Raw genomic sequence first — 21196 nt, forward strand, 5'->3', positions numbered from 1 at the left:
CGGGGCTCAGGCCGCCCGCCCACAGCCGCCGCCAGTGGTGATGTCGGCGTGGACCGTGGCCGGGTGATCGTGCCCCGGCGCCTCTACGGTGATCGCCATCGGGCGCAGCCCCAGCCGTTCGAACAGGGCCAGGTCGCGCTCGGTGTCCGGGTTGCCGGTGGTCAGCAGCTTCTCGCCATGGAAGATGGAGTTGGCCCCGGCCAGGAAGCACAGCGCCTGCAGCTCGTCGCTCATCGCCTCGCGCCCGGCCGAAAGCCGCACCATCGAACGCGGCATCACGATGCGGGCCACCGCGATCATCCGCACGAACTCGAACGGGTCCAGCGCGGCGGTGCCGTGCAGGGGGGTGCCGGCAACCTGCACCAGGCGGTTGATCGGCACCGAGTCCGGGTGGGCGGGCAGGGTGGCCAGCGCCAGCAGCAGGCCGGCACGGTGTTCGCGCGTCTCGCCCATGCCGACGATGCCCCCGCAGCAGGTCTTCAGCCCGGCATCGCGCACGTGCGCCAGCGTGTCCAGGCGGTCCTGGTACTGGCGCGTGTGGATGATCGAGTCGTAGTAGTCCGGTGCGGTGTCCAGGTTGTGGTTGTAGTAGTCCAGCCCGGCCTCGCGCAGGGCGGTGGCCTGCGCGCCGCTGAGCATGCCCAGCGTGGCGCAGGTTTCCAGGCCGAGCGCCTTCACCTCGCGGATCATCGCCGCCACCTTGGGGATGTCGCGGTCTTTCGGCGAGCGCCAGGCCGCGCCCATGCAGAACCGCGAGGCGCCGGCGGCCTTGGCCTGGCGCGCCTTGGCGACCACATCGTCGGTGGCCATCAGCTTCTGCGCGTCCACGCCGGTGCTGTAGCGCTGTGCCTGCGGGCAGTAGGCGCAGTCTTCCGGACAGCCGCCGGTCTTGACCGAGAGCAGGGTCGAGATCTGCACTTCCGCCGGATCAAACTGCTCGCGGTGCACGCTGGCCGCGCGGTGCAGCAGCGCCGGGAACGGCAGTTCGAACAGCGCCAGCAGCTCCTCGCGGTGCCAGTCGTGTCGGATGACAGAAGCCATGGGGATGTCCTGACAGATAGGGGAACGAAAGGGCGGCAGTCTGGTGAGGAGGTCGCCATCTGTCAACCACATGATCATTTCAAAAGTTTACGGAGCCTTGGGGTGGCTGCGCTGGCAGATGCTGCCGCTGCGCTGCCTGGTCTGCGAGTGCCCCGGCGAGGATGGAATGGACCTGTGCCGCGCCTGCCATCGGGCGTTGCCCTGGAACGACCATGCCTGCCGCCGCTGCGCGCTGCCCTTGGCGGCGGCCGACCGCAGCGAAGAAACGGACGACCACTGCGGGCGCTGCGTCGACGAGCATCCCCGCCAGGCCGCCGCCAGCGCGGCGTTCCTGTATGCGGCGCCGATCGACCGCCTGCTGATCCGGTTCAAGTTCCACCAGGATCTGGCTGCCGGCCGATTGCTGTCGCAGCTGATGCTGCAGCGCGTGCCGCCGTTCCTGGCCGGGCCGCTGCAGCCGATGCCGCTGCATCGCCGGCGGCTGCGCCAGCGCGGCTACAACCAGGCGCTGGAATTGGCCCGGCCGCTGGCGCGCGGGCTGTGCTGCCCGCTCTGGCAGGGTCTGCAACGGACCCGCGAAACGGCCGCGCAGTCGAATCTGGATGCCGATGCCCGCCGCTGCAACCTGCGCGATGCGTTCGCGGTGCGGGGGCATCCGCCCGCCGGGCTGACCGTGGTCGACGATGTGATGACCACCGGGGCGACCACCGATGCCGCGCTGCGCGCGCTGCAGTACGCCGGTGCCGGGCCGATGCAGGTCTGGGTCTGTGCGCGCGTGCCGTGAGCGCCGTTGTACGGCGTCTTCGCCACCCGCTGCGCCCACGCAGCAGCGATACTGCTGTCATCCCCTCATGGAGAGACACGCATGCGAAGTTCCCTGTTGATCATGACGATGTTGCTGGGGTCCGGCCTGGGCGCCTGCACGCAGACATCCCCGCCTCCGGCGGCGGCAGACGTGCCGGCGGGCGTCTCACCGCTGGCGCAGGCACGCATCCAGATGCGTGAGGTCGCCGCGGAGGCAGGTGGCTCCAACAGCACAACGCTCACGGACCGCGATGGCAACGCCCTGCCGCTGCTCGAACCGGCGTTCATCACCACCAGCGACATCGCCTCGGTTGCCGTCGGCACCGATGGACACAACGGACAGGACACCCTTGTCCTGCGCTTCACCGATGCAGCCGCACCGCGCATTCTTGCCGCGACCGAAGCACGCGTGGGCAAGCGGGTGGCATTCACCATCGGCGACCAGGTCCTCAATGTCGCCGTCATCGCCGGTCCGTTCGCGCAGTCCATGCAGGTGACCGGACTGGATGGCAGCGACGAAGCCCACCGGCTGTTCACCGAGATCACCGGCAAGGCGCCCTGATCCCGTCGGGCAGGGCAGCTGCCGCTCAGCGGAAGTTCGCCTCGATCTGCTCCAGCGACTTGCCCTTGGTCTCCGGCAGCCAGAACGCGGCGATCAGGAAGTACAGCAGCGTGCAGCCGGCCCAGAAGAAGAACATGCTGGCGTAGCCGTAGTGACCGACCGTGGGCAGGAAGATCGCGGCGATCACCGTGGAGACGAACTGGTTGATCAGCAGCGCGATGCTCATGCCGTTGGAGCGGATGCGGGTCGGCATCAGCTCGGACAGCGCCAGCCACACGCACACGCCGGGGCCTACCGCGAAGAACGCGACGAACAACAGGATGCAGCCGGCGACGAGCCAGCCGTGCGTGGGCGAGGGCACCGGGCCGATCACCGCGCGTTCGATCACCAGCGGTGCGTTGGCGGCCTGCGCGGGATCCGGGAACGGGTTGAGGTGCAGGGTACGGAAGAAGCGGCCGATCACGCTGTCGGCCGAGACCGCGTCCTCGCGGCGGATCTGCAGGGTGGCATCGATCGGGTTGTCGCTGCGCAGCGAGCGCACATTGCTGAAGCCGCCGTAGGCATAGGACACGGTCAGCTGTTGCGGCGCGGTGCCGGCAGTGCCGTCCAGCCGCTGCCATTGCGCGGCATCCAGCGGCAGCGACAGGGTGGTGCCGCTCACCTGCTGCTGCAGCGTGGCCTGCACATCCAGCCGCCCGCGTTCGCTCTGCACGAACAGCAGGGCGGCCGCCAGCAGCGACAGCGTGATGCCGCCACTGCCCAGCATCAGCAGGAACTTGCGGCCCTTGCGGTCCACCAGCACCAGCGCCACCACGGTCATCACCGCGTTGAGCAGCTTGATCGCCACATCCGCACCATTGGCCACCGAGCCGGGCAGGCCGGCCTGGTTGAGGATGTTGACCGCGTAGGCCAGCACCGAGTTGATGCCGGTGGCCTGGGTGAACGCCAGCACCAGGCAGGCCAGCACGAAGGGCCACACGTAGCGGCGGCTGAGCAGTGGATCGCGTTTGCCGTTGCGGCCGATCTGGCGTTCTTCCGGCGCCTGCATGCGCTGCAGGGTCGGCTCGACGTCGGCCGCGGCGACCGTGCGCTGCAGCGCGCTGCGCGCCTTGTCGATGCGGCCACGGCGCACCAGCCAGCGCGGTGATTCACTGATCAGCAGCACGCCCCCGGTGAACACCAGGCCGGGCAGCAGGCAGCTCCAGAAGATCGTGCGCCAGGCATGGTCCTTGACGTCGAACAGCAGGCGCAGCTGTTCGGCACCGGGCAGATGGCGCACCGCGGCGGTCGCCGCATCCACCGCATGGGCGTGGTACAGCCCGATCACGGCGGCCAGTACCAGGCCGATGGTGAGCAGCAACTGGAACATCGCGGCGCCGCGACCGCGCCGTTCCGGGCTGAGGACTTCGGCGAGGTACAGCGGCACCACCACGCCGATCAGGCCGCCGCTGATGCCCTGCAGCAGCCGCCCCATCAACAGCGCGCCGTACCCATCGGACAGCGCCATCACCGGGATGCTGGCAGTGAACAGCACGCCGGCCAGCAGCATCGCGCCGCGACGCCCGATCAGGTCGGCGACCATGCCGGCGAACAGCGAGGACAACACGCTGCCGAGCAGCACGGCGGCGACCACGAAGCCCAGCTGCTGGCTGGTCAGATGCCAGCTCGCGGTCGCGGTGGCCTCCAGGTAGGGCAGGGCACCGGCGATGATGCCGATGTCGATGCCGTAGAGCAGCCCACCCATGCCGCCGATGAACAACAGATAGCGTACCGGCCAGCGCGGCGCGGAGGCGCCGGCGTGCACGGGAAGGGCTGCGGAAACGTCGTTCATCATGCCGGTCCTGTCTGCAACTGCGTGCGCCGTGGCGGCGCGGGAGTCAACGCTCAGTCGAGCGCGATGTCGTCGCCTTCCACCACCACGCCGTGCACGCGCAGGTCGTGGTCAAGCACCACCAGGTCCGCCCAGGCACCGGTCGCGAGACGGCCGCGGTCGTCGATGCCGAGATAGTCGGCCGGATAGCGCGACAGCCGGTTGGAGGCATCGGCGATGCCCAGGCCGAGCGAGACCAGGTTGCGCAGCGCCTGGTCCATGGTCAGCGCACTGCCGGCCAGCGAGCCGCTCGACAGCCGCACGCAGCCCAGGCATTTGTGCACGCGCTGCACGCCCAGCGCGTACTCGCCATCGGGCATGCCGGTAGCGGCGGTCGCATCGGTGACGCAGTACAGGCGAGGGATCGCGCGCAGGGCCGTGCGGATCGCGCCGGGATGCACGTGCTGCAGATCGGGGATGAGCTCGGCGTACTCGGCATGCGCGAGCGCGGCGGTCGCGATGCCCGGGTGGTAGTGGTCCACGCCGGTCATGCCGTTGAACAGATGGGTGAAGCCGGCCGCGCCTGCGTTCAGTGCGGCAACGCCATCCTCGTAGCTGCCGGCGCTGTGGCCGAGCTGCACGCGGATGCCGAGCGTGCTCAGCGCGGGAATCAGCGCCAGGTGCTGGCCGATCTCCGGGGCGAGGGTCAGCACCTTGATCGGTGCGATCGCATGCAGGCGCTGCACGTCGGCCAGGGTGGCCTCGACCACCAGCGGGGGCTGTGCGCCCAGACGCTCGGCACTGATGAAGGGGCCTTCCAGGTGGACGCCGAGCACGCGCGCCATGCCGGGTTCGCGCGTGGCGATCGCAGCGGACAGGCCTTCAAGTGCGCGGGTGATGTCGTCCTCCTGCGCGGTCATGGTGGTGCCCAGCAGCGCGGTGGTGCCGTGCCGGGCATGCGCGCGCGCCACGGTCTGGGCGGTCGTACCGCCCTGCATGATGTCCACCCCGGCGCCGCCATGCACATGCAGGTCGATGAAGCCGGGCAGGATCAGCGGGACCTCATCGTCGCCACGCGGATCGGCGTGCGCGGTATCGATGGCGGTGATGCGCTGGTCGAAGTGGATGTCGCCGCGGACCCAACCGGTGTCGGTGAGCAGGCGGCCGTGCAGGGAGCGGGACTCGGTCAAGGCGGGGACTCGGCGATGATCACTTCGACGCCCAGCCGCTGCAGCCCTTCCAGGTACTCGGCCTCGATGCTGGCGTCGGTGATGATGGTGTGGACCTGGTCCAGCCGCGCGATGCGGTGCAGGCTGACCCGGCCGAACTTGGAGGCGTCGGTGAGCACCACGATGCGGCGTGCACGCTCGACCATGCGGTGGTTGAGGCTGGCTTCGGCCTCGTGGTGGGTGGTGAGGCCGAACTGCAGATCCAGGCCATCGACGCCCAGGAACAGGGTGTCGAAGCTGTAGGTGTTGAGGCTGGCCTCGGCCTGGCTGCCGTGCAGCGACAGCGACTGCTTGCGCAGCAGGCCGCCGGTGAGCAGCAGCTCCACGCCGGGCGCATTGGCCAGCTCCCAGGCGATGTTCAGGCCATTGGTCATCACCGTCACATCGCGATGCCCGCGCAGGTGCCGCGCCAGCGTCATCGTGGTCGAGCCCGAGTCGATGATGATGTTGTCGCCGGCCTTGACCAGCTTGGCCGCCTCGATGCCGATCCGGTCCTTCATCGGCAGGTTCAGCGCATCCTTCTCGTGGATGTCCTGTTCCTGCGGCGGCGTGCGTACCAGCGTGGCGCCGCCGTGGGTACGGGTGGCCAGCCCCTGCGATTCGATGTGGGTCAGGTCGGCACGGATCGTGACCGCCGAGACCGAAAAACGCGTCACCAGCTCGCTGACCTGCACGTTGCCGTGCTCGACTAGGGTCTGGAGGATCTGCTGGCGACGCTGCCGGGTGTTCCGCATGGGGGCGATTCCGTTCGAAAGGGAAAGCCGAAGCTTACCGTTCCGAAAGCTCCTTGGCCTGCCGGGTTTCGTTATGCGTGCCTGAGAGGTTGCGATTGCAGGCCCGGGCATATTCGGCCAGGCGCAGCGCGACCTTGTGCTGGATCAGCGCCAGCGGTGCGGGCTGCAGTTCATCGGCTTCGATCGCCTTGAGCTGTTCGGGCATGAACTGGCTGAGCAGCATCTGCGGCGGCACCTGCGCGGTGAGGTTGGCGACCAGCGTGTCCAGCGCGGCCTGCACCGCCGGCTCACCCCAGTAGTAACGGCTGCGGTCACTGAGCGAATAGGCGCGCAGCAGGCGCAGCTCGTGTTCGTCGCCCTGGTAGTAGCTGCGCCAGCTGCCCGGCGTGTCGACCATGCAGCGGTCCAGCACCTCGATCAGGTTCGAGCGCTGCGCGGCGGGGAGCAGTTCGCGCTCGATCATGGCCAGCGCGAACACGGCTTCGCGGAAGGCATAGGTGGCCGCCGGCCCGACCTTGAGGATCGCGAAGTGATCGCGGACCAGCGCGTGCAGGCCGGCCTCGGTCTGGTAGTCGGTGGAGTGTGCTTCGAACACGATGCGCGGCTGCCGTTCGACGAAGGCCGAGAGGTTCGCGGCGGCGGCAGGGTCGTAGTAGTGCACGCTGCTGTGGTCGAAATCCACGCCGGGCTGCACCACCATCGCGATCACGCGCTCCCACGCCGGCAGCAGGTCCGGGGCGGAGAACGCCTCGCGGTGGATGTCCAGCGTGGTCGCGGCCGCGGCCGGCGTGGTGACCTGCAGGCCACCGGCCAGCGAAGCCTCACCCCCGGGGATCGGCACTTCGGTGCCGATCACGTAGACCGGCGGCGGCAGGCCGTGTTCGGCGGCGGTACGTTCGGCGACCCGCGCCAGTTCGGCCGAGCGCGCGGCGACGATGGCGTCGGGCAGCGGGGTCGGGTCATCGGCGCAGGACATGCTGCAGTCCAGGTGGATCTTGTGGAAACCGGCGGCGACATACGCGGCGATCAGATCGCGCGCGTTTGCCATGGCGGCGTCTGCCGGGCCTTTCTGCCAGGCGTTGGGGCCGAGGTGGTCGCCACCGAGCACCAGCCGCTCGGCCGGGAAGCCGGCATCGCGCGCCAGCTGCAGTACGTAGTCGCGGTACTGCGGCGGGGTCATGCCGGTGTAACCGCCGAACTGATCGACCTGGTTGGAGGTCGCCTCGATCAGCAGCAGGGTGTCGTAGCGCTGCGCGACCTGCATCGCCGCCAGCAACACCTGCGCGTTGCTGCAGCAGACGCTGTACAGCCCGACGGGTTGGCCCTGGCGGTGGGCGGCGATCAACGATTGGACGGCGGACATGGCAACTCCAGTAACAACGGTGTTCAGGGGGAGGAAAAATGCTGGCGTGCGAGCAGGGCGGCGCCACGCGCACCGCCGGCATCGCCGAAGGTGGGCGGCAGGATCGGGGGAACGCGTACGCCGGTGAACAGGTAGGGCGCGATCGCGGCCGGCAGGTCGCGGTAGAGCTGCTCCAGCTTGGACAGCCCGCCGCCGAGCACGATCACGTGCGGGTCCAGCGCGAGGATCAGGCTGGCGAAGCTGTAGCCGAGCAGGTCGCGGTGGATCGCCAGGGCCTGCTGCGCGATCGCATCGCCGGCCTGCGCACGGGCGACCACCGCAGCGGCATCCAGGGCCGCGCCACCGCGGCGCTCGTGGATCATCGCCAGCCCGCTGCCGGAGACGTAGCGCTCCAGGCAGCCCCGCAGGCCGCAGCCGCAGTCCAGCACCGGCAGATCGTGGCGCTGCTGCAGGGTGGCGGGGAGGCTCCAGTGCCCCCATTCGCCGGCGATGCCGTTGTGCCCGGCGATCAGCCGGCCGCCCACGCAGAAGCCACCGCCCGCGCCGGTGCCGAGGATCACCCCGAACATGCTGGGGTAGCCGGCGGCAGCGCCGTCGTGCGCTTCGGACAAGGCGAAACACTGCAGGTCATTGCCCAGTTCCAGCGGGCGCTGCAGGCGTGCCTGCAGGTCCGCACCGACCGTCTGGCCGGTCAGGCTGGGCACGTTGGCGCTGAGCTGGCGGCCACTGGCACGATCACGCACGCCGGGCAGGCCGATGCCGACGGCCACGCCGCGCTCGCCGAGCGCGCGGTCGGCGGCATCGACCAGATCGACGATGGCCTGCAGGAACGCGGCGTAGTCGCGGGTGGGTGTCGCCACGCGCTGGCGGTGATGCACCACCAGCGCCGCGTCGCATGCGACCAGTTCGATCTTGGTGCCGCCGATGTCGATGCCGTACCAGGTCTGCATGCGTGTTCAGCCGTGGGGATGGATGATCACGCCCTGCACCACACGGTTGACCGTGCCGTCGGGGAAGGGATTGTCCGGGGTCATGCCGAGTGCGGCCGAACGCTGCAGCGCATAGCACTGCGGCACCAGCAGCCACAGCGGGGCCAGCCACGGATCGGGCAGCGCGGGCGCATCGAGCACGAAATCGTCGTCGGCGCGGTCCGCATCGTCGGGCCCGATCGACAGCACCCGGCCGGCGATGCCGTCCCGGCGCAGTTCGTTCAACAAGTCCTGTTCGTAGCGGCGGGCCAGCGGCTGTGCGCTGCGCAGCATCACCACCAGGGTCTCGCCGTTGAGGGTGGACTTCGGCCCATGGCGGAACCCCAGCGGGGTGTTGGCCAGCGCCAGCACGCGGCCGGCGGTGAGTTCGAGCACCTTCAGCGCGGCCTCGCGCGCAACGGCTTCCAGCGGACCGCTGCCGAGATAGATGACGCGCGCGTACGGCGCCTGGGCAAGGGCAGCCACTGCGGCGTCCCAGGCGTCCAGCGCACGCGCGCCGTGGGTGCCCAGCGCATGCAGGCGTTCCAGACGCTGCGCCCACGGAGCGCTGTCGAATGTGCTCAGCGCGGCCAACAGCATGCAGCTCAGGCTGCTGGTCATGGCGAAGGCGCGGTCGCAGCTGGCCGGCGGCATCAGCAGCGACAAGGTATCGCTGCGGCCCTGGCCACGCGTGGCCAGTTCACCCGCGGCGTTGCAGGTGATGTCCAGGAAGCGCGCGTGGTCGACCTGGTCGCGGACCAGGTCCACCGCTGCCACGCTCTCCGGGCTGGAGCCGCTGCGCCCGAACGACACCAGCAGGGTCGGTCGATCGCGGCGCAGGTAAAGCGCCGGATGGGTCAGCAGGCTGGTGGTATGCACGGCGCGGACCTCGGCGGGCCACTGCGCATTGATCTGGTCGGCCACCATCTCGGCGATGAAGCCCGAGCTGCCGGCGCCGGTGAAGATCACCAGCTGGCCGGGATCGCGCAGGGCGTCACCGAGGAAAGCATCGATGCGCGCCTGCGCGTCGTCCAGAAGGTTGGCCAGCGCCGTCCACAGCCGAGGCTGCTGGGCGATTTCTTCGGCGGTATAGGCGCCACCGAGGCGCTGCCACGCGGGCAAATCAGGGAGCAGAGAAGCGTCCATTCGCAATTCCTGTTGGGCGAACGCACCTTCTGCGTTTTCTTTCGAAATGTCAAATATCGAAAGATAAAGAAAAGGTAGTTCGATCACACTTTTTACCGATTGCCTGATGGACCATCCTCATCCGCGCTGTTGAATGCCGCGTCGCAGCAAGGTTTCAGGCGAAATCAAAGTGCGCATTCAGGTGGCGTTTGGAAAGTGTTGCTGTGCCGCATCTTTCGTTTGTACGAAAATATCCTTCCTTTTTCTTTGCAATTTGTTGACATCTTTCGAGACCCTGCCCTAGAGTCGGCCGCACTGGTTTCAGTTTCCCGCTGACCGCGGGCTTGGGGGCAAGGTGGACTTCCGGTTACGACGCACTGGTCTGACGATCGCACTGCTCGCTGCAGTGGCCCTGGCCGGCACTGCCAGCGCCGCGCCGGTGGGCAACCTGCGTGCGATCAGCGCGACCCCGGGCAAAGACGGCACCGCCAGCTGGACGCTCAGCAGCGATACCGGCGCCACCCTGCGCGTGGAGCTGCTGCGCGAGGACGTACTGCGCGTGCAGGCCGGCCGCAACGGCACGCTGACCGCTGCCGGCGACAAGGCCGCACCCATCGTCCTGCCGCAGCCGGTGACGAAGGTTGCCTTCCAACTGGAAGAAGACGCCAACGAGGTGCGCATCCGCACCGATGCGCTGGTCCTGCATATCCAGCGCCAGCCGCTGCGCCTGTCGCTGGATCGCCGCGAGGGCGACCGCGATGTCGCCCTGTGGCGCGAACTGCAGCCGCTGGACCTGGACAAGGACCAGAGCGTGCAGGTGCTCTCCAGCGAGGCCGGTGAACACTTCTACGGCGGTGGCCAGCAGAACGGCCGCTTCGAATTCAAGGGCCGCGAGCTGGAGGTGTCGTACTCCGGCGGCTGGGAAGAGGGCGATCGGCCCAACCCCGCGCCGATGCTGCTGAGCTCGCGCGGCTGGGGCATGCTGCGCAACACCTGGAGCGATGGCACCTACGATCTGCGCCAGGCCGACCAGGCCACGCTGCTGCATCACGAAGACCGCTTCGATGCGTACTACTTCGTCGGGGCGAGCCTGCACACCCTGCTGGACCGCTACACCACGCTGACCGGCCGCGCCGGCCTGCTGCCGCGCTGGGCGTTCTCCTATGGCGACGCCGACTGCTACAACGATGGCGACAACATCAAGAAGCCCGGCAGCGTGCCCGACGGCTGGAGCGACGGCCCGACCGGCACCACGCCCGACGTGGTGGACAGTGTGGCCAGGCAGTACCGCGACCACGACATGCCCGGTGGCTGGATCCTGCCCAACGACGGCTACGGCTGCGGCTACACGAAGCTGCCCGAGACCGTGCAGGGCCTGGCGAAGTACGGCTTCAAGACCGGCCTGTGGACCGAGAACGGCGTCGACAAGATTGCCTGGGAAGTGGGCACCGCCGGCAGTCGCGTGCAGAAGCTGGACGTGGCCTGGACCGGCAAGGGCTACCAGTTCGCGATGGATGCCAACCAGTCCGCGTTCAACGGCATCCTGCACAACTCCGACTCGCGCCCGTTCCTGTGGACGGTGATGGGCTGGGGCGGCATCCAGCGCTACGCGGTGGCCTGGACCGGCGACCAGAGCAGCAGCTGGGACTACATCCGCTGGCACATCCCGACCCTGATCGGCTCCGGCCTGTCCGGCATGGCCTATGCCAGTGGTGACGTCGATGCGATCTTCGGTGGCAGCGCCGAAACGTTCACCCGCGACCTGCAGTGGAAGAGCTTCACGCCCGTGCTGATGGGCATGTCCGGCTGGTCCGGCAATGCGCGCAAGCACCCGTGGTGGTTCGACGAGCCCTACCGCAGCGTCAACCGCGACTACCTCAAGCTGAAAATGCGCATGACCCCGTACATGTACGGGCTGGCGCATGACGCGGCGACCACCGGTGCCCCGCTGCTGCGCGCGCTGATGTGGGACTACCCGCAGGATCCGCAGGCCTATACCGAAGCACACAAGTACCAGTTCCTGCTCGGTCGCGAGCTGCTGATCGCGCCGGTGTACCGCAGCCAGGCCGCGAGCCGTGGCTGGCGCCGCGACATCCACCTGCCGCAGGGCCGCTGGATCGATTACTGGGACGGCCGCCAGCTGCAGGCCGGTGCGGAGGGCCGCGCGCTGGATCGGCCGGTCGACCTGGCCACGATCCCGGTGTTCGTGCGTGCCGGAGCGATCATCCCGATGTACCCGGCGATGCTCTACGACGGTGAGAAGCCGCTCGACGAAGTGACCTTCGATCTGTATCCGCAGGGCACCTCGCAGTACACGCTGTACGAAGACGATGGCGCCACCCGCCGCTATGAGAAAGGCGAGTCCAGCACGCAGGCGATCACGGTGCAGGCCCCGGCGCAGGGCACGGGCCCGGTGCAGGTGCGCATCGATCCGGTGCAGGGCCAGTACGCCGGCCAGCTGCCGCAGCGTCGCTATGCGCTGCGCGTGCTCAGCCGCCAGCGCCCGGCCGCGGTGACGCTGGAGGGTCGCGCGCTGCCGATGCTGGCCGACCAAGCAGCGTGGCAGGGTGCGGGCGAGGGCTGGTACTTCGATGCGGCCGAGCGCCGCGGCACCCTGCACGTGCGCACCGCGCCGACCGACATCCGCCAGGCGATCGCGCTGCAGCTGGATCTGCCGATCGCCGCCGCGCCAGCCGACGATGCCTTCCCGGCCGCCCCGGAACTGGGCCGCGCGCTGCCCTCCGACAGCCTGCTGCTGGTCAGCCGCCCGGCCGAGGAACAGGGCTACGAAATGGAGAAGGCCTTCGACGAGGATCCGGCCACGTGGTTCCGCACCGTGCGCAACCAGGCGGTCAAGACCGGCGCGCACGAGTGGGTGCTCGGCTTCGGCGAACGCAAGCTGATCGACGGCATCGAACTGGCGCCGCGCAACGACCAGCACTGGAAAAACGGCCAGATCCGCGACTACGAAATCTACATGGCCGACAGCAATGGCGAGTGGGGTGAACCGGTCAAGCGTGGCCGCCTGACCCTGCAGCAGGGCATGCAGCAGATCGACTTCCCCGCCCATGCCGGCCGCCTGCTGCGCTTCCGCGTGCTGAGCACGCAGAACCCGGAAGGCGATGGCGCCAGCGGTGCCGATCCGATGGTGACCGCGGCGCAGGGCAGCGTGGCGCGGGCGGTCGATGCGCTGCAGCCGCGCGATGTCGGTCCGATCGTGCTGTCCACCTTCCACGTGCTGGAGCACCCGCAGCCGGAGGGCCCCGCACAGCAGCTGTACCTGTCCGCGCTGCCGCTGCCGGCCCCGTTGAAAGCCAGCGTCGCTGCCGACCATGCCTTCGGTGGGCAGGCGGAGATGCGCATGAACGGGCTGCATTTCCGCCGTGGCCTGGGCGTCAACGCCAGCAGCCGGATCGATCTGCAGCTGGGCGGCGGCTGGCGCCTGCTGCGCGCCGACCTGGGGATCGATGATCAGTGTCGCACCGCCGGCGGCATGCAGTTCCAGGTCTGGGGCGATGGTCGGCTGCTGTATGACAGCGGCCTGGTCAAAGCACCCGGCGTGGTCAAACCGGAGCTGGACGTGCGCGGCCTGCAGCGGCTGAGCCTGCGCACGCTCGGAGCGCAGGGCGATCACCCCGCGCAGGTCTGTGGCAACTGGGCCAATGCCGCCCTGATCGGACAGGAGGGCGATACCGCCAGCATCGTGTCGCCGTAACCGAACCGCCTTTCGAAACACCGCTCTCTCCCGTTTCCCGTCTGCGGCCGTTTGGCCGCGGCACGGGGGACGTTTGCCCGAACACACCCATCCACCGCCAGCCCCACGCTGCGGATCGAACAAGGAGCCCAAGATGTTGACCGAACGCCATCGCCATCGCCGCATCACCGCCACCCCCTTGTCCATCGCACTCGGCCTGGCCGTTGCGGTGGTCGGCAGTGCCAGCGCCCAGGACGCAGCGCCCGATACCAAAGCCACCGAGCTGTCGCGCATCGAAGTGACCGGCTCCAACATCCGCCGCAGCGATGTGGAAACCGCCTCGCCGGTGCAGGTGATCAGCAAGCAGGACATCGAGAACATGGGCGCGCGCACGCTGTTGCAGGTGCTCGACAACCTGCCGGCGGCACGCCCGGGCCAGCAGGATGCGCGCTCGCTGTTCACCGGCTCGGACGGCGCCTCGCAGGCCAACCTGCGCGGTCTCGGCGCGCAGGGCACGCTGGTGCTGTTGAATGGCCGCCGCCTGTCCTACTACGGCGCGCCGGCCGGCTTCCAGACCCAGTTCGTCAACATCGATGCGATCCCCGCTGCGGCGATCGAGCGCATGGAAGTGCTGACCGACGGTGCCTCGGCGGTGTACGGCACCGACGCCGTGGCCGGCGTGATCAACGTGATCACCAAGCGCTCCTACCAGGGTGCGGAGATCAATCTCACCACGGACAAGTCCTCGCGGATCAGCTCCTACGGCGAGCACCAGGGCAGCATCACCGCCGGTTTCGGCGACCTCGATGAAGACCGCTACAACGTGTACGCCTCGGTCAATCTGTACCGGCGCGATGCGATCCCGCTGAGCGATTTCTACGACAAGCGGCCCGACCAGTACTACGTCAACAACCCCAACTACCTGCCCAACCTGCGCCTGGGTACCGGCAGCAAGCCGGGTGAGTTCAACCCGGGCAGCTACTTCGCGTTCGATCCGGTCACCGGCCGCCGCGTGCAGGAAGCCGCCCCGGGCTGCAACAACGTGCTCACCAGCGAAGCTGCCGGCCCGCGCTGCATCTGGGAGACGTGGATGAACAACGAGATCGACGCCGGCGCCAAGTCCGAGCGCAATACCGCGTACGTCAACGCGCATTTCCTGATCGGCGACAGCACCGAAGCCTTCGCCGAGGCGACCTACACCGACATCGACCTGACTGCCAACGGCGGCACGCCGCGCGCCTACGGCACCACCACCGGGAACCCGACCAGCTGGTTCTCGCGCAACACCGGCACCACGGTCAACCAGTTCCTGTATCCGTACCTGGGCCAGAACAACGAATACAACAACGCCTCGCCCGAACTGAAAGCACTGATGGGCGGCGTGGTCGGCCTGCAGTACCTGCTGCAGGACGTGGGCGCCAACCACTTCGGCCAGCGCAACACCGACCAGAGCTACCGCGTGGTGGCGGGGCTGCGCGGTGACATCGGCGACTGGAACTGGGAAACCGCCTTCGCCACCGCCGGCAGCCACTCGGTCACCTACCAGACCACCAACGTCAACCTGGCCGGCTTCGAGAAGGCGTTCGGTCCGTACTCCGTCGACCCGGGTACCGGCCGCGTGATCATCTCCGATCACCCGGCGTACAAGTTCGGTGAGATCAGCGAAGCCAACGCCGCGCTGATCCGCGAAGCGTTCCCGACCTTCGACATCCAGTCCTGGACGCGCCTGCATACCCTCGACGGCAAGATCGAAGGCCCGCTGTTCCAGATGCCTGCCGGCGAAGTGCGTGCGGCGTTCGGTTTCAACGCCAGCCGCGAAACCTTCTATACGCCCGGCAATCCGGATGCGGCCAATGGCCTGATCACCCAGCAGGGTGGTTCGTGGTTCGACGGCAAGCGCAACACCTACGCGCTGTTCGCCGAGACGGTGGCCCCGCTCACCGAAAAGCTGGAACTGGACGCCGCGCTGCGCGTGGACAAATACCCGGACTTCAGCGCCAACCTGGCGCCGAAGATCGGCCTGAAGTACCAGATGTTCGACCAGCTGATGCTGCGCGGCACTTACTCCACCGGCTTCCGCGCGCCCAGCTTGGCCGAATCCGGCAACGGCGGCGTGTTCGCCCAGCTGGGCGGCTACCGCGACGAGGTGCGCTGCAACGAGACCAACGCGATCGCGAACCTGCTGTTGCGATCGCAGCGCGGGGGAGATGTCGACCTAGGCAAGACCCTACTCAACACCGACTGCAGCCGCACCGTGGCGCGCATGACCCAGCCCAACCCGGACCTGAAGCCGGAGAAGGCCAAGATCACCACGCTGGGCTTCGTCTACGAACCCACGCAGTGGCTGTCGGTGTCGGCCGACTACTGGTTCATCTACCGCAGCAACGAGATCGTCGCCCCGGACTTCACCCGCGACGAGGACATCATTTCCTCCACGCGTTCGCCGATCACTGAAAGCGACCGCGCCAACCTGGCCGCCCTGGCGGCGATGTGCGCCGACCCGGCCAGCGGCGTTGCCTGTCCCGGCACGCTGCCCGGCTACAGCGTGGGCAATGTGGCCAGCGTGGTGGGCCAGTACAAGAACCGCGGCAAGACCCTGATCGACGGTTTCGACATCGACGCCCGCAGCCGCTTCTCGCTGGGCGAGTGGGGCAACCTGAACATCGGCGTGGCCGCCACCATCGCCAACCGCAACCGTTCCTACCTGGACGACGAAAGCGGCTGGTACTACGGCGACCTGGTCGGGTATTACAACAACCCCCGCCTGCGCGCCACGTTGAACGCGGACTGGAGCTACAAGCAGGTCACCACCAGCGTCTTCGTCAACTACGTCGGCGGCACCAAGTGGGCGCTGCAGCAGATCGATGAAGAAGACAACAACCCGCAGACCTGCACCGCCGGCTACCTGCCGGTGGAGCAGAGCAAGTGCGACGGCGCACCGTCGTGGTGGACGGCCAACCTGAGCGTGGCCTGGCGCCCGGACGCGCACTGGAATGTCGGTTTCACCATCAAGAACCTGTTCGACCGCCTGCCGTTCTACGATCCGAACAGCTTCCTCGGCGATTCCAGCGATTACGCCACCATCTTCGGGCGCGGCTACAGTCTGACTGTCGGCTACACGTTCTGATGCTCCCCTCGCGCCGGTTCCGGCCGGCGCGATCTTCACACGAGGTACTGTCCATGAAACGCAGAGAATTCATCGCCGCCAGCGCGGCCGTTGCCGCCACCAGCCTGCTGCCCAACACGCCCGCCTGGGCGCGCGGACGCAAGGTGCGGCTGGGGCTGATCGGCACCGGCATGCGCGGCCAGGTATTGCTGAAGGAACTGGTCCGCCGCGACGACGTGGAGGTGGTGGCACTGTGCGACATCGAGCCGATCATGCTCAAGCGCGGCATGGACATGGTCGCCAAGGCCGGCAAGCCGGCGCCCAAGGCCTACGGCCAGGACGGCGACGTCAATGCGTGGAAGCGGCTGATCGAACAGCGCGGGCTGGACGGCGTGATCATCGCCACACCCTGGGAATACCACGCGCCGATGGCGATCGCGGCCATGCAGACCAAGGTCGCGGTCGGCTGCGAAGTGGTCGCCGGCATCACCCTGCAGGACCACTGGGATGTCCTCAAGACCCAGCTGTCCACCGGCACCCCCTACATGCTGTTGGAAAACGTCTGCTATCGCCGCGACGTGATGGCGGCGCTGCAGATGGTGCGGCAAGGCCTGTTCGGCGAGCTCGTGCATCTGCAGGGCGGCTACCAGCACGACCTGCGGGGCGTGAAGTTCAACTCCGGCGATCCCAGCCAGCCCTATGACAGCGGCGTGGAGTTCGGCGCCAAGGGCTGGTCCGAGGCGCGCTGGCGCACCGAACATTCGGTGAAGCGCAACGGTGAGCTGTACCCCAGCCACGGCATTGGCCCGTGCGCGATGTACACCGGCATCAATCGTGGCAACCGCTTCACCCACATCAATGCGTTTGCCAGCAAGGCACGCGGCCTGCACGACTACACCGTGGCCAAGAGTGGCGGCACCACGCATCCGAGCACCAAGGTCACCTTCAAGCTCGGCGACATCGTCACCACCACGCTGGCCTGCGAAAACGGCGAGACGATCCTGCTGCAGCACGACACCTCGCTGCCGCGCCCGTACTCGATGGGTTTCCGCGTGCAGGGCACCAAGGGCCTGTGGATGGACGTGAACCAGTCCATCCACATCGAAGGCCGCAGCCCGCCGCACAAGTGGGAGCCGTTCCAGGCCTACCAGGACCAGTACGAGCACCCGCTGTGGAAGCAGCACGCCGATACCGCCGCCAGCGCCGGCCACGGTGGCATGGACTGGTTCGTCATCCATGCCTTCGTGGAAGCCCTCAAGGCCAAGGCACCGATGCCGATCGACATCTACGATGCGATCACCTGGAGCGCGATCACACCGCTGTCCGAGCAGTCCATCGCCAACAGCTTCCAGACGCTGGAGTTCCCGGACTTCACCGCCGGGCTGTGGAAGCAGCGCAAGCCGATCTTCGCGTTCGACGGCACGTACTGAGCCGCACCGCCCGCCATCGTTCTGTCACGGACGCATGGCACGGTAATCGCCCACCGGGCCGCCCTGTGCGGCCCGCTTTCTTTTTCGGGGTGGGCAACATGACGGTGGTGGCAGTACACACGCATGCGTGGCGACAGCGGCTGCAGCGGTGGTGGCGGCAGGCCCGTCGCTTGGGCGTGCTGGGTGGGATGGTCGTGGCCAGCGGGGCCACGGCAGCCGATGCCGCACCGGCGCACTGGATGGCCTACGCCGCGCAGGCCGGTGAGGTGGTGTCGCAGCGCCTGGGCGACCCGGAGGATCCGCGCGTCGAGCGCTTGCAGGCCCGGCTGGCCGAGCGCAGCGATCCGGCTGCTGCGTTGACGGTATCGCTGTGGATCGATGCCAGTGGCACCATCACCGACAGCCGTTTCGCCTCGCTGGGTGATGCCGTGGCGGATGCCGATCTGCGTGCGCTGCTGCGCGACACGCCGTTGCCCGCCGCGCCCCCGCCGGACATGCGGCAGCCGTTGAACCTCGGGCTGTCCCTGGCATCCCCTGCGGCGGGCGACGCGCCCGTCCCCTGAGCGTCATCGCCCCGGCCGGACCGGTGGCGGCGGTGGCGGCGGGCGCTGCGGCTGCGTCGACATCCCGAACGCAGTGCCCATGCGCTGCTGGGTAGCAGCGCGATGGGCCAACCCCAGCGCCGAGGGTGGCTGGCGGACGATCAGCAGCGAGCCGGATGCCTGTGCGGGTGCCACCGAGGCCGGCGCAGGCGCGAGCAGCCGGCTGAAGCAGTCGTAATCGCGGATGCGCTCGCCGTTGACCTCCACCTCGATGCAGGCCGGCGCGGGGTCTGCCTGCGCGCGGGCGACCCAGGGCACGGCCAGCAGGGCGATGCACAGGCCCGCTGCGGTGGGTGATCGAAGGTCCGGCATGACTGTCACCGCTCTGCAATGAAACCGACCTAACGTGACCGGCTTGGCGTTGTGATGCTGGCGCGTCTTGCATGCAGTTTGATGACACCGGGGCGCATGACCAACAGGGGCGGGCAGGCAAGCGCATCGGCGGCCGGCGCAGGAACTCTCTGCGCCCGTGTGGCTGGCTGTTTCTCCTGCTCGCGATGACCTGGCCGCCGGCGATGGCGCTGGCCCAGGACACCGTTGATGCCGCGCACACGCAGTACACGTTCGATGTTCCGGCGCAGCCGCTGCCGGAGGCCTTGCAGTCGTATGGGGAGATCACCGGGGTGGCGGTACTGATCGATGCCCGCTTGTTGGGTGGCCTGCGTTCGACCGCGCTGTCGGGGCGGTACGCCCGGCGCGACGCGTTGCAGCGGATGCTGGGCGGTACCGGGCTGGCTCCGAATTTCGTGGAGAACGGTGCGTTCACCCTGGTGCCGGTGGGATCCGTGGACGCCGACGAGGTGCTGCCCGATGCCACACCCATGCCTGCACCGTCGCTGCCCGAGCGGACCCGCCAGCGCGGCGCCCAGGTGATCCAGCACTCGCTGGAGCAGGCGCTGTGCGCTACGGCACTGACCCGGCCGGGCACCTATCGGGCCAGCCTGCGCTTCTGGTTGACCGAACCGGATCGACGCATCCGCGCGCCGGAACTGCTGGCGTCCACCGGCGACCCGGTGCGCGACGCGGCGATCGTCCGGCGGGTGCGCGACCTGCCGTTGCCGGGCCTGCCGGCCGACCTGCCTCAACCGATCACGCTGCTGTTGCTGCCGGAAGCGACCGGCGCGACGCCCCCGTGCCGGAGCCGGTGATGGCGGGCCTGCGCAGCCTGTTCCTGGATCACTACGAGGCCTTCCGCAAACGCCTGCGGCGCCGGCTGGGCTCGGACGATCTGGCCATGGATGCGCTGCAGGAGACCTGGTTGCGCGTGGAACGCATGGGCAGCACGCAGCCGCAGCGCAATCCGGTGGCGTATCTGTTCCGCATGGCGCTCAATGCCGCCACCGATCAGCGCATCGCCCACGGCCGGGTGTTGACCGGTGCCGAGGTGGAGGCGCTGATGGAGGAAACGCCGGATTCCCTGGACCCGTCCGACGTGGCGCATGGCCAGGCCGAGATCGCGGCGCTGGCCGAGGCCCTGCGCGAGTTGCCCGAGCGCCAGCGCGCCATCCTGATCGCCGCGCGCATCGACCAGCAGCCGATCGACACCATCGCCGACCAGCATGGGGTCTCCTCGCGGATGATCGGCAAGGACCTCAAGAAGGCGCTGCAGCATTGCGCAGGTCGGCTGGACCGGCCGCTCGTGCAGCGTTTCGGTCCCGGGGCGGGAAAACCGTCATGACAGATATGAAGACCACGCCCGCCCCGATTTCCGCCGACCTGCAGGCGCAGGCGCACGACTGGCTGCTGCGCCTGCAGACCGGCCCGGTGACGGCCGCCGATGCCGAGGCATTCCGACGCTGGCGCGCGCAGGACCCCGGCCATGCGCTGGCCTTCGCCCAGGCACGCCGGCTGTGGGCAGCGCTGGCGCCGGCGCTGCAGGCCAGTGCCGCGCCCGCGGAGGCACCCGCGGCGAACGCTGGCGTGCCGCTGAGCGCATCCGCAGCCGCCCTCCCGGTGCGGCAACGCCCCCGTCGTTTCAATCCCGGCCGCCGTGCGTTCCTGGGCGGCGCTGCGGCCGCCGCCGCGGTCGGCTGGGTGGCGGTGCAGTCGCCGCTGGGGCTGTGGCCGGCGCTGGACGCACTGGGCGCCGACTACCGCACCGCCACCGGTGAGCGCCGCGATATCAGCATCGGCAGCGTGGCCGTGGCCATGGCCGCGCGCACCACGATGCGTCGTCCCGCCGACGGTTCGGCCGGGATCGTGGTGACCGAGGGCGAAGCGCAGTTCGCGTTGCCGGCGTCGGCGGCCACCGGCTTCGTGATCGGTGTCGACGGTGCCCGGTTGATGCCGGCGCCGGGCGCGCGGGTGAATGTGCGCTGCGTCGGCGGCGATACCCGCATCACCTGCCTGGCCGGGCGGGCCGAACTGGTGCGTGGTACGCGCACCGTGGTGCTGCAGCCCTCGTGGCAGGCACGCCTGACAGCGGACCGGATCGCCTCCGTGGCACCGGTGCCGACCGACGGCATCGACGCGTGGCGACGCGGCTGGCTGGTCTTCGACGATCAGCCGCTGCAGGACGTGGTGGACGAAATCAACCGCTACCGCACCGGCCGGATCGTGCTGACCGGCAGCGCACTGCCCGCAAGGCGCGTACAAGCGCGTATTCCACTCGCGCGCATCGATACCTTCATCGATCTGGTGCGCGACGCCTATGGCGCGAAGGTGGTGAGCATGCCCGGTGGAGTCGTTCTGCTGAGTTGATCAGCGCGTCGTGCAGTGCGTGATCGCG

The 21196-nt window shown here is 68.7% G+C and carries 17 protein-coding genes; 9 read left to right on the plus strand and 8 right to left on the minus strand.

The window, feature by feature from the left end; translation table 11 throughout:
- Positions 1–6: 6 nt before the first annotated feature.
- Entirely contained in the window at positions 7–1041 is a 1035-nt protein-coding gene (gene bioB / locus HH110_RS00825; protein ID WP_176987895.1) for a biotin synthase BioB, read from the minus strand.
- Positions 1042–1111: 70 nt separating this feature from the next.
- Between bioB and HH110_RS00830 the strand changes: the two genes are divergently transcribed.
- Positions 1112–1825 (plus strand): ComF family protein, encoded by a 714-nt coding sequence (locus HH110_RS00830; protein ID WP_176987896.1) that lies wholly within the window; start codon positions 1112–1114, stop codon positions 1823–1825.
- Positions 1826–1906: 81 nt separating this feature from the next.
- Positions 1907–2407, plus strand: a complete 501-nt coding sequence (locus tag HH110_RS00835; RefSeq protein WP_176987897.1) for a hypothetical protein — start codon at positions 1907–1909, stop codon at positions 2405–2407.
- Between the two features lie 25 nt (positions 2408–2432).
- Here the strand turns inward: HH110_RS00835 and HH110_RS00840 are convergent, their stop codons facing one another.
- Genes HH110_RS00840 through HH110_RS00865 form a run of 6 tightly spaced genes read right to left on the minus strand, consistent with a single transcriptional unit; the run spans position 2433 to position 9657 of the window.
- Positions 2433–4238: an MFS transporter gene (locus tag HH110_RS00840; RefSeq protein ID WP_176987898.1), complete on the minus strand. Its 1806-nt coding sequence runs from the start codon at positions 4236–4238 to the stop codon at positions 2433–2435.
- A 53-nt stretch (positions 4239–4291) separates the two neighbouring features.
- Positions 4292–5407, minus strand: coding sequence for an N-acetylglucosamine-6-phosphate deacetylase (nagA, locus tag HH110_RS00845; protein ID WP_176987899.1), 1116 nt, complete (start codon positions 5405–5407; stop codon positions 4292–4294).
- Positions 5404–6180 (minus strand): DeoR family transcriptional regulator, encoded by a 777-nt coding sequence (locus tag HH110_RS00850; protein ID WP_176987900.1) that lies wholly within the window; start codon positions 6178–6180, stop codon positions 5404–5406. The genes nagA and HH110_RS00850 overlap by 4 nt, the downstream gene beginning before the upstream one ends.
- Positions 6181–6214: 34 nt before the next feature.
- Positions 6215–7543 (minus strand): D-tagatose-bisphosphate aldolase, class II, non-catalytic subunit, encoded by a 1329-nt coding sequence (locus HH110_RS00855; RefSeq protein ID WP_176987901.1) that lies wholly within the window; start codon positions 7541–7543, stop codon positions 6215–6217.
- Between the two features lie 23 nt (positions 7544–7566).
- Positions 7567–8493, minus strand: coding sequence for an ROK family protein (locus tag HH110_RS00860; protein WP_176987902.1), 927 nt, complete (start codon positions 8491–8493; stop codon positions 7567–7569).
- A 6-nt stretch (positions 8494–8499) separates the two neighbouring features.
- Positions 8500–9657 (minus strand): SIS domain-containing protein, encoded by a 1158-nt coding sequence (locus HH110_RS00865; protein WP_176987903.1) that lies wholly within the window; start codon positions 9655–9657, stop codon positions 8500–8502.
- Between the two features lie 334 nt (positions 9658–9991).
- Between HH110_RS00865 and HH110_RS00870 the strand changes: the two genes are divergently transcribed.
- From HH110_RS00870 to HH110_RS00885, 4 genes are all read left to right on the plus strand, one after another.
- The gene (locus HH110_RS00870) at positions 9992–13351 is read left to right on the plus strand and encodes a TIM-barrel domain-containing protein (RefSeq protein WP_176987904.1); all 3360 of its coding nucleotides are present in this window, start codon (positions 9992–9994) and stop codon (positions 13349–13351) included.
- A 133-nt stretch (positions 13352–13484) separates the two neighbouring features.
- Positions 13485–16457, plus strand: a complete 2973-nt coding sequence (locus tag HH110_RS00875; protein WP_176987905.1) for a TonB-dependent siderophore receptor — start codon at positions 13485–13487, stop codon at positions 16455–16457.
- Between the two features lie 53 nt (positions 16458–16510).
- The gene (locus tag HH110_RS00880) at positions 16511–17866 is read left to right on the plus strand and encodes a Gfo/Idh/MocA family protein (RefSeq protein WP_176987906.1); all 1356 of its coding nucleotides are present in this window, start codon (positions 16511–16513) and stop codon (positions 17864–17866) included.
- A 98-nt stretch (positions 17867–17964) separates the two neighbouring features.
- On the plus strand, positions 17965–18429 hold the full coding sequence (locus HH110_RS00885) for a hypothetical protein (RefSeq protein ID WP_241696356.1): 465 nt from the start codon (positions 17965–17967) through the stop codon (positions 18427–18429).
- 3 nt (positions 18430–18432) lie between these two features.
- Here the strand turns inward: HH110_RS00885 and HH110_RS00890 are convergent, their stop codons facing one another.
- Entirely contained in the window at positions 18433–18780 is a 348-nt protein-coding gene (locus HH110_RS00890; protein ID WP_176987907.1) for a hypothetical protein, read from the minus strand.
- A gap of 71 nt (positions 18781–18851) precedes the next feature.
- Between HH110_RS00890 and HH110_RS00895 the strand changes: the two genes are divergently transcribed.
- The 3 genes from HH110_RS00895 to HH110_RS00905 are packed head-to-tail and all read left to right on the plus strand — an operon-like array spanning position 18852 to position 21168.
- Positions 18852–19616, plus strand: a complete 765-nt coding sequence (locus HH110_RS00895; RefSeq protein ID WP_176987908.1) for an STN domain-containing protein — start codon at positions 18852–18854, stop codon at positions 19614–19616.
- The gene (locus HH110_RS00900; protein WP_176987909.1) at positions 19616–20146 is read left to right on the plus strand and encodes an RNA polymerase sigma factor; all 531 of its coding nucleotides are present in this window, start codon (positions 19616–19618) and stop codon (positions 20144–20146) included. The genes HH110_RS00895 and HH110_RS00900 overlap by 1 nt, the downstream gene beginning before the upstream one ends.
- Entirely contained in the window at positions 20143–21168 is a 1026-nt protein-coding gene (locus tag HH110_RS00905; RefSeq protein WP_176987910.1) for a DUF4880 domain-containing protein, read from the plus strand. The genes HH110_RS00900 and HH110_RS00905 overlap by 4 nt, the downstream gene beginning before the upstream one ends.
- The last annotated feature ends 28 nt before the right edge of the window (positions 21169–21196 follow it).

Origin of the sequence: Stenotrophomonas sp. SAM-B (assembly GCF_013387485.1) — a bacterium.
In the GTDB taxonomy this organism is placed as follows: Bacteria; Pseudomonadota; Gammaproteobacteria; order Xanthomonadales; family Xanthomonadaceae; genus Stenotrophomonas; species Stenotrophomonas maltophilia_AA.

Excerpts from the sequence above, each read along its gene's own strand:
- HH110_RS00860 (WP_176987902.1), bottom strand. The coding sequence starts at position 8,493 with ATGCAGACCTGGTACGGCATCGACATCGGCGGCACCAAGATCGAACTG.
- HH110_RS00890 (WP_176987907.1), bottom strand. The coding sequence starts at position 18,780 with ATGCCGGACCTTCGATCACCCACCGCAGCGGGCCTGTGCATCGCCCTG.
- HH110_RS00880 (WP_176987906.1), top strand. The coding sequence starts at position 16,511 with ATGAAACGCAGAGAATTCATCGCCGCCAGCGCGGCCGTTGCCGCCACC.
- HH110_RS00895 (WP_176987908.1), top strand. The coding sequence starts at position 18,852 with ATGCAGTTTGATGACACCGGGGCGCATGACCAACAGGGGCGGGCAGGC.
- HH110_RS00830 (WP_176987896.1), top strand. The coding sequence starts at position 1,112 with ATGATCATTTCAAAAGTTTACGGAGCCTTGGGGTGGCTGCGCTGGCAG.
- HH110_RS00865 (WP_176987903.1), bottom strand. The coding sequence starts at position 9,657 with ATGGACGCTTCTCTGCTCCCTGATTTGCCCGCGTGGCAGCGCCTCGGT.
- HH110_RS00855 (WP_176987901.1), bottom strand. The coding sequence starts at position 7,543 with ATGTCCGCCGTCCAATCGTTGATCGCCGCCCACCGCCAGGGCCAACCC.
- HH110_RS00835 (WP_176987897.1), top strand. The coding sequence starts at position 1,907 with ATGCGAAGTTCCCTGTTGATCATGACGATGTTGCTGGGGTCCGGCCTG.
- HH110_RS00900 (WP_176987909.1), top strand. The coding sequence starts at position 19,616 with ATGGCGGGCCTGCGCAGCCTGTTCCTGGATCACTACGAGGCCTTCCGC.
- bioB (WP_176987895.1), bottom strand. The coding sequence starts at position 1,041 with ATGGCTTCTGTCATCCGACACGACTGGCACCGCGAGGAGCTGCTGGCG.
- HH110_RS00840 (WP_176987898.1), bottom strand. The coding sequence starts at position 4,238 with ATGAACGACGTTTCCGCAGCCCTTCCCGTGCACGCCGGCGCCTCCGCG.
- HH110_RS00905 (WP_176987910.1), top strand. The coding sequence starts at position 20,143 with ATGACAGATATGAAGACCACGCCCGCCCCGATTTCCGCCGACCTGCAG.
- HH110_RS00885 (WP_241696356.1), top strand. The coding sequence starts at position 17,965 with ATGACGGTGGTGGCAGTACACACGCATGCGTGGCGACAGCGGCTGCAG.
- HH110_RS00875 (WP_176987905.1), top strand. The coding sequence starts at position 13,485 with ATGTTGACCGAACGCCATCGCCATCGCCGCATCACCGCCACCCCCTTG.
- HH110_RS00850 (WP_176987900.1), bottom strand. The coding sequence starts at position 6,180 with ATGCGGAACACCCGGCAGCGTCGCCAGCAGATCCTCCAGACCCTAGTC.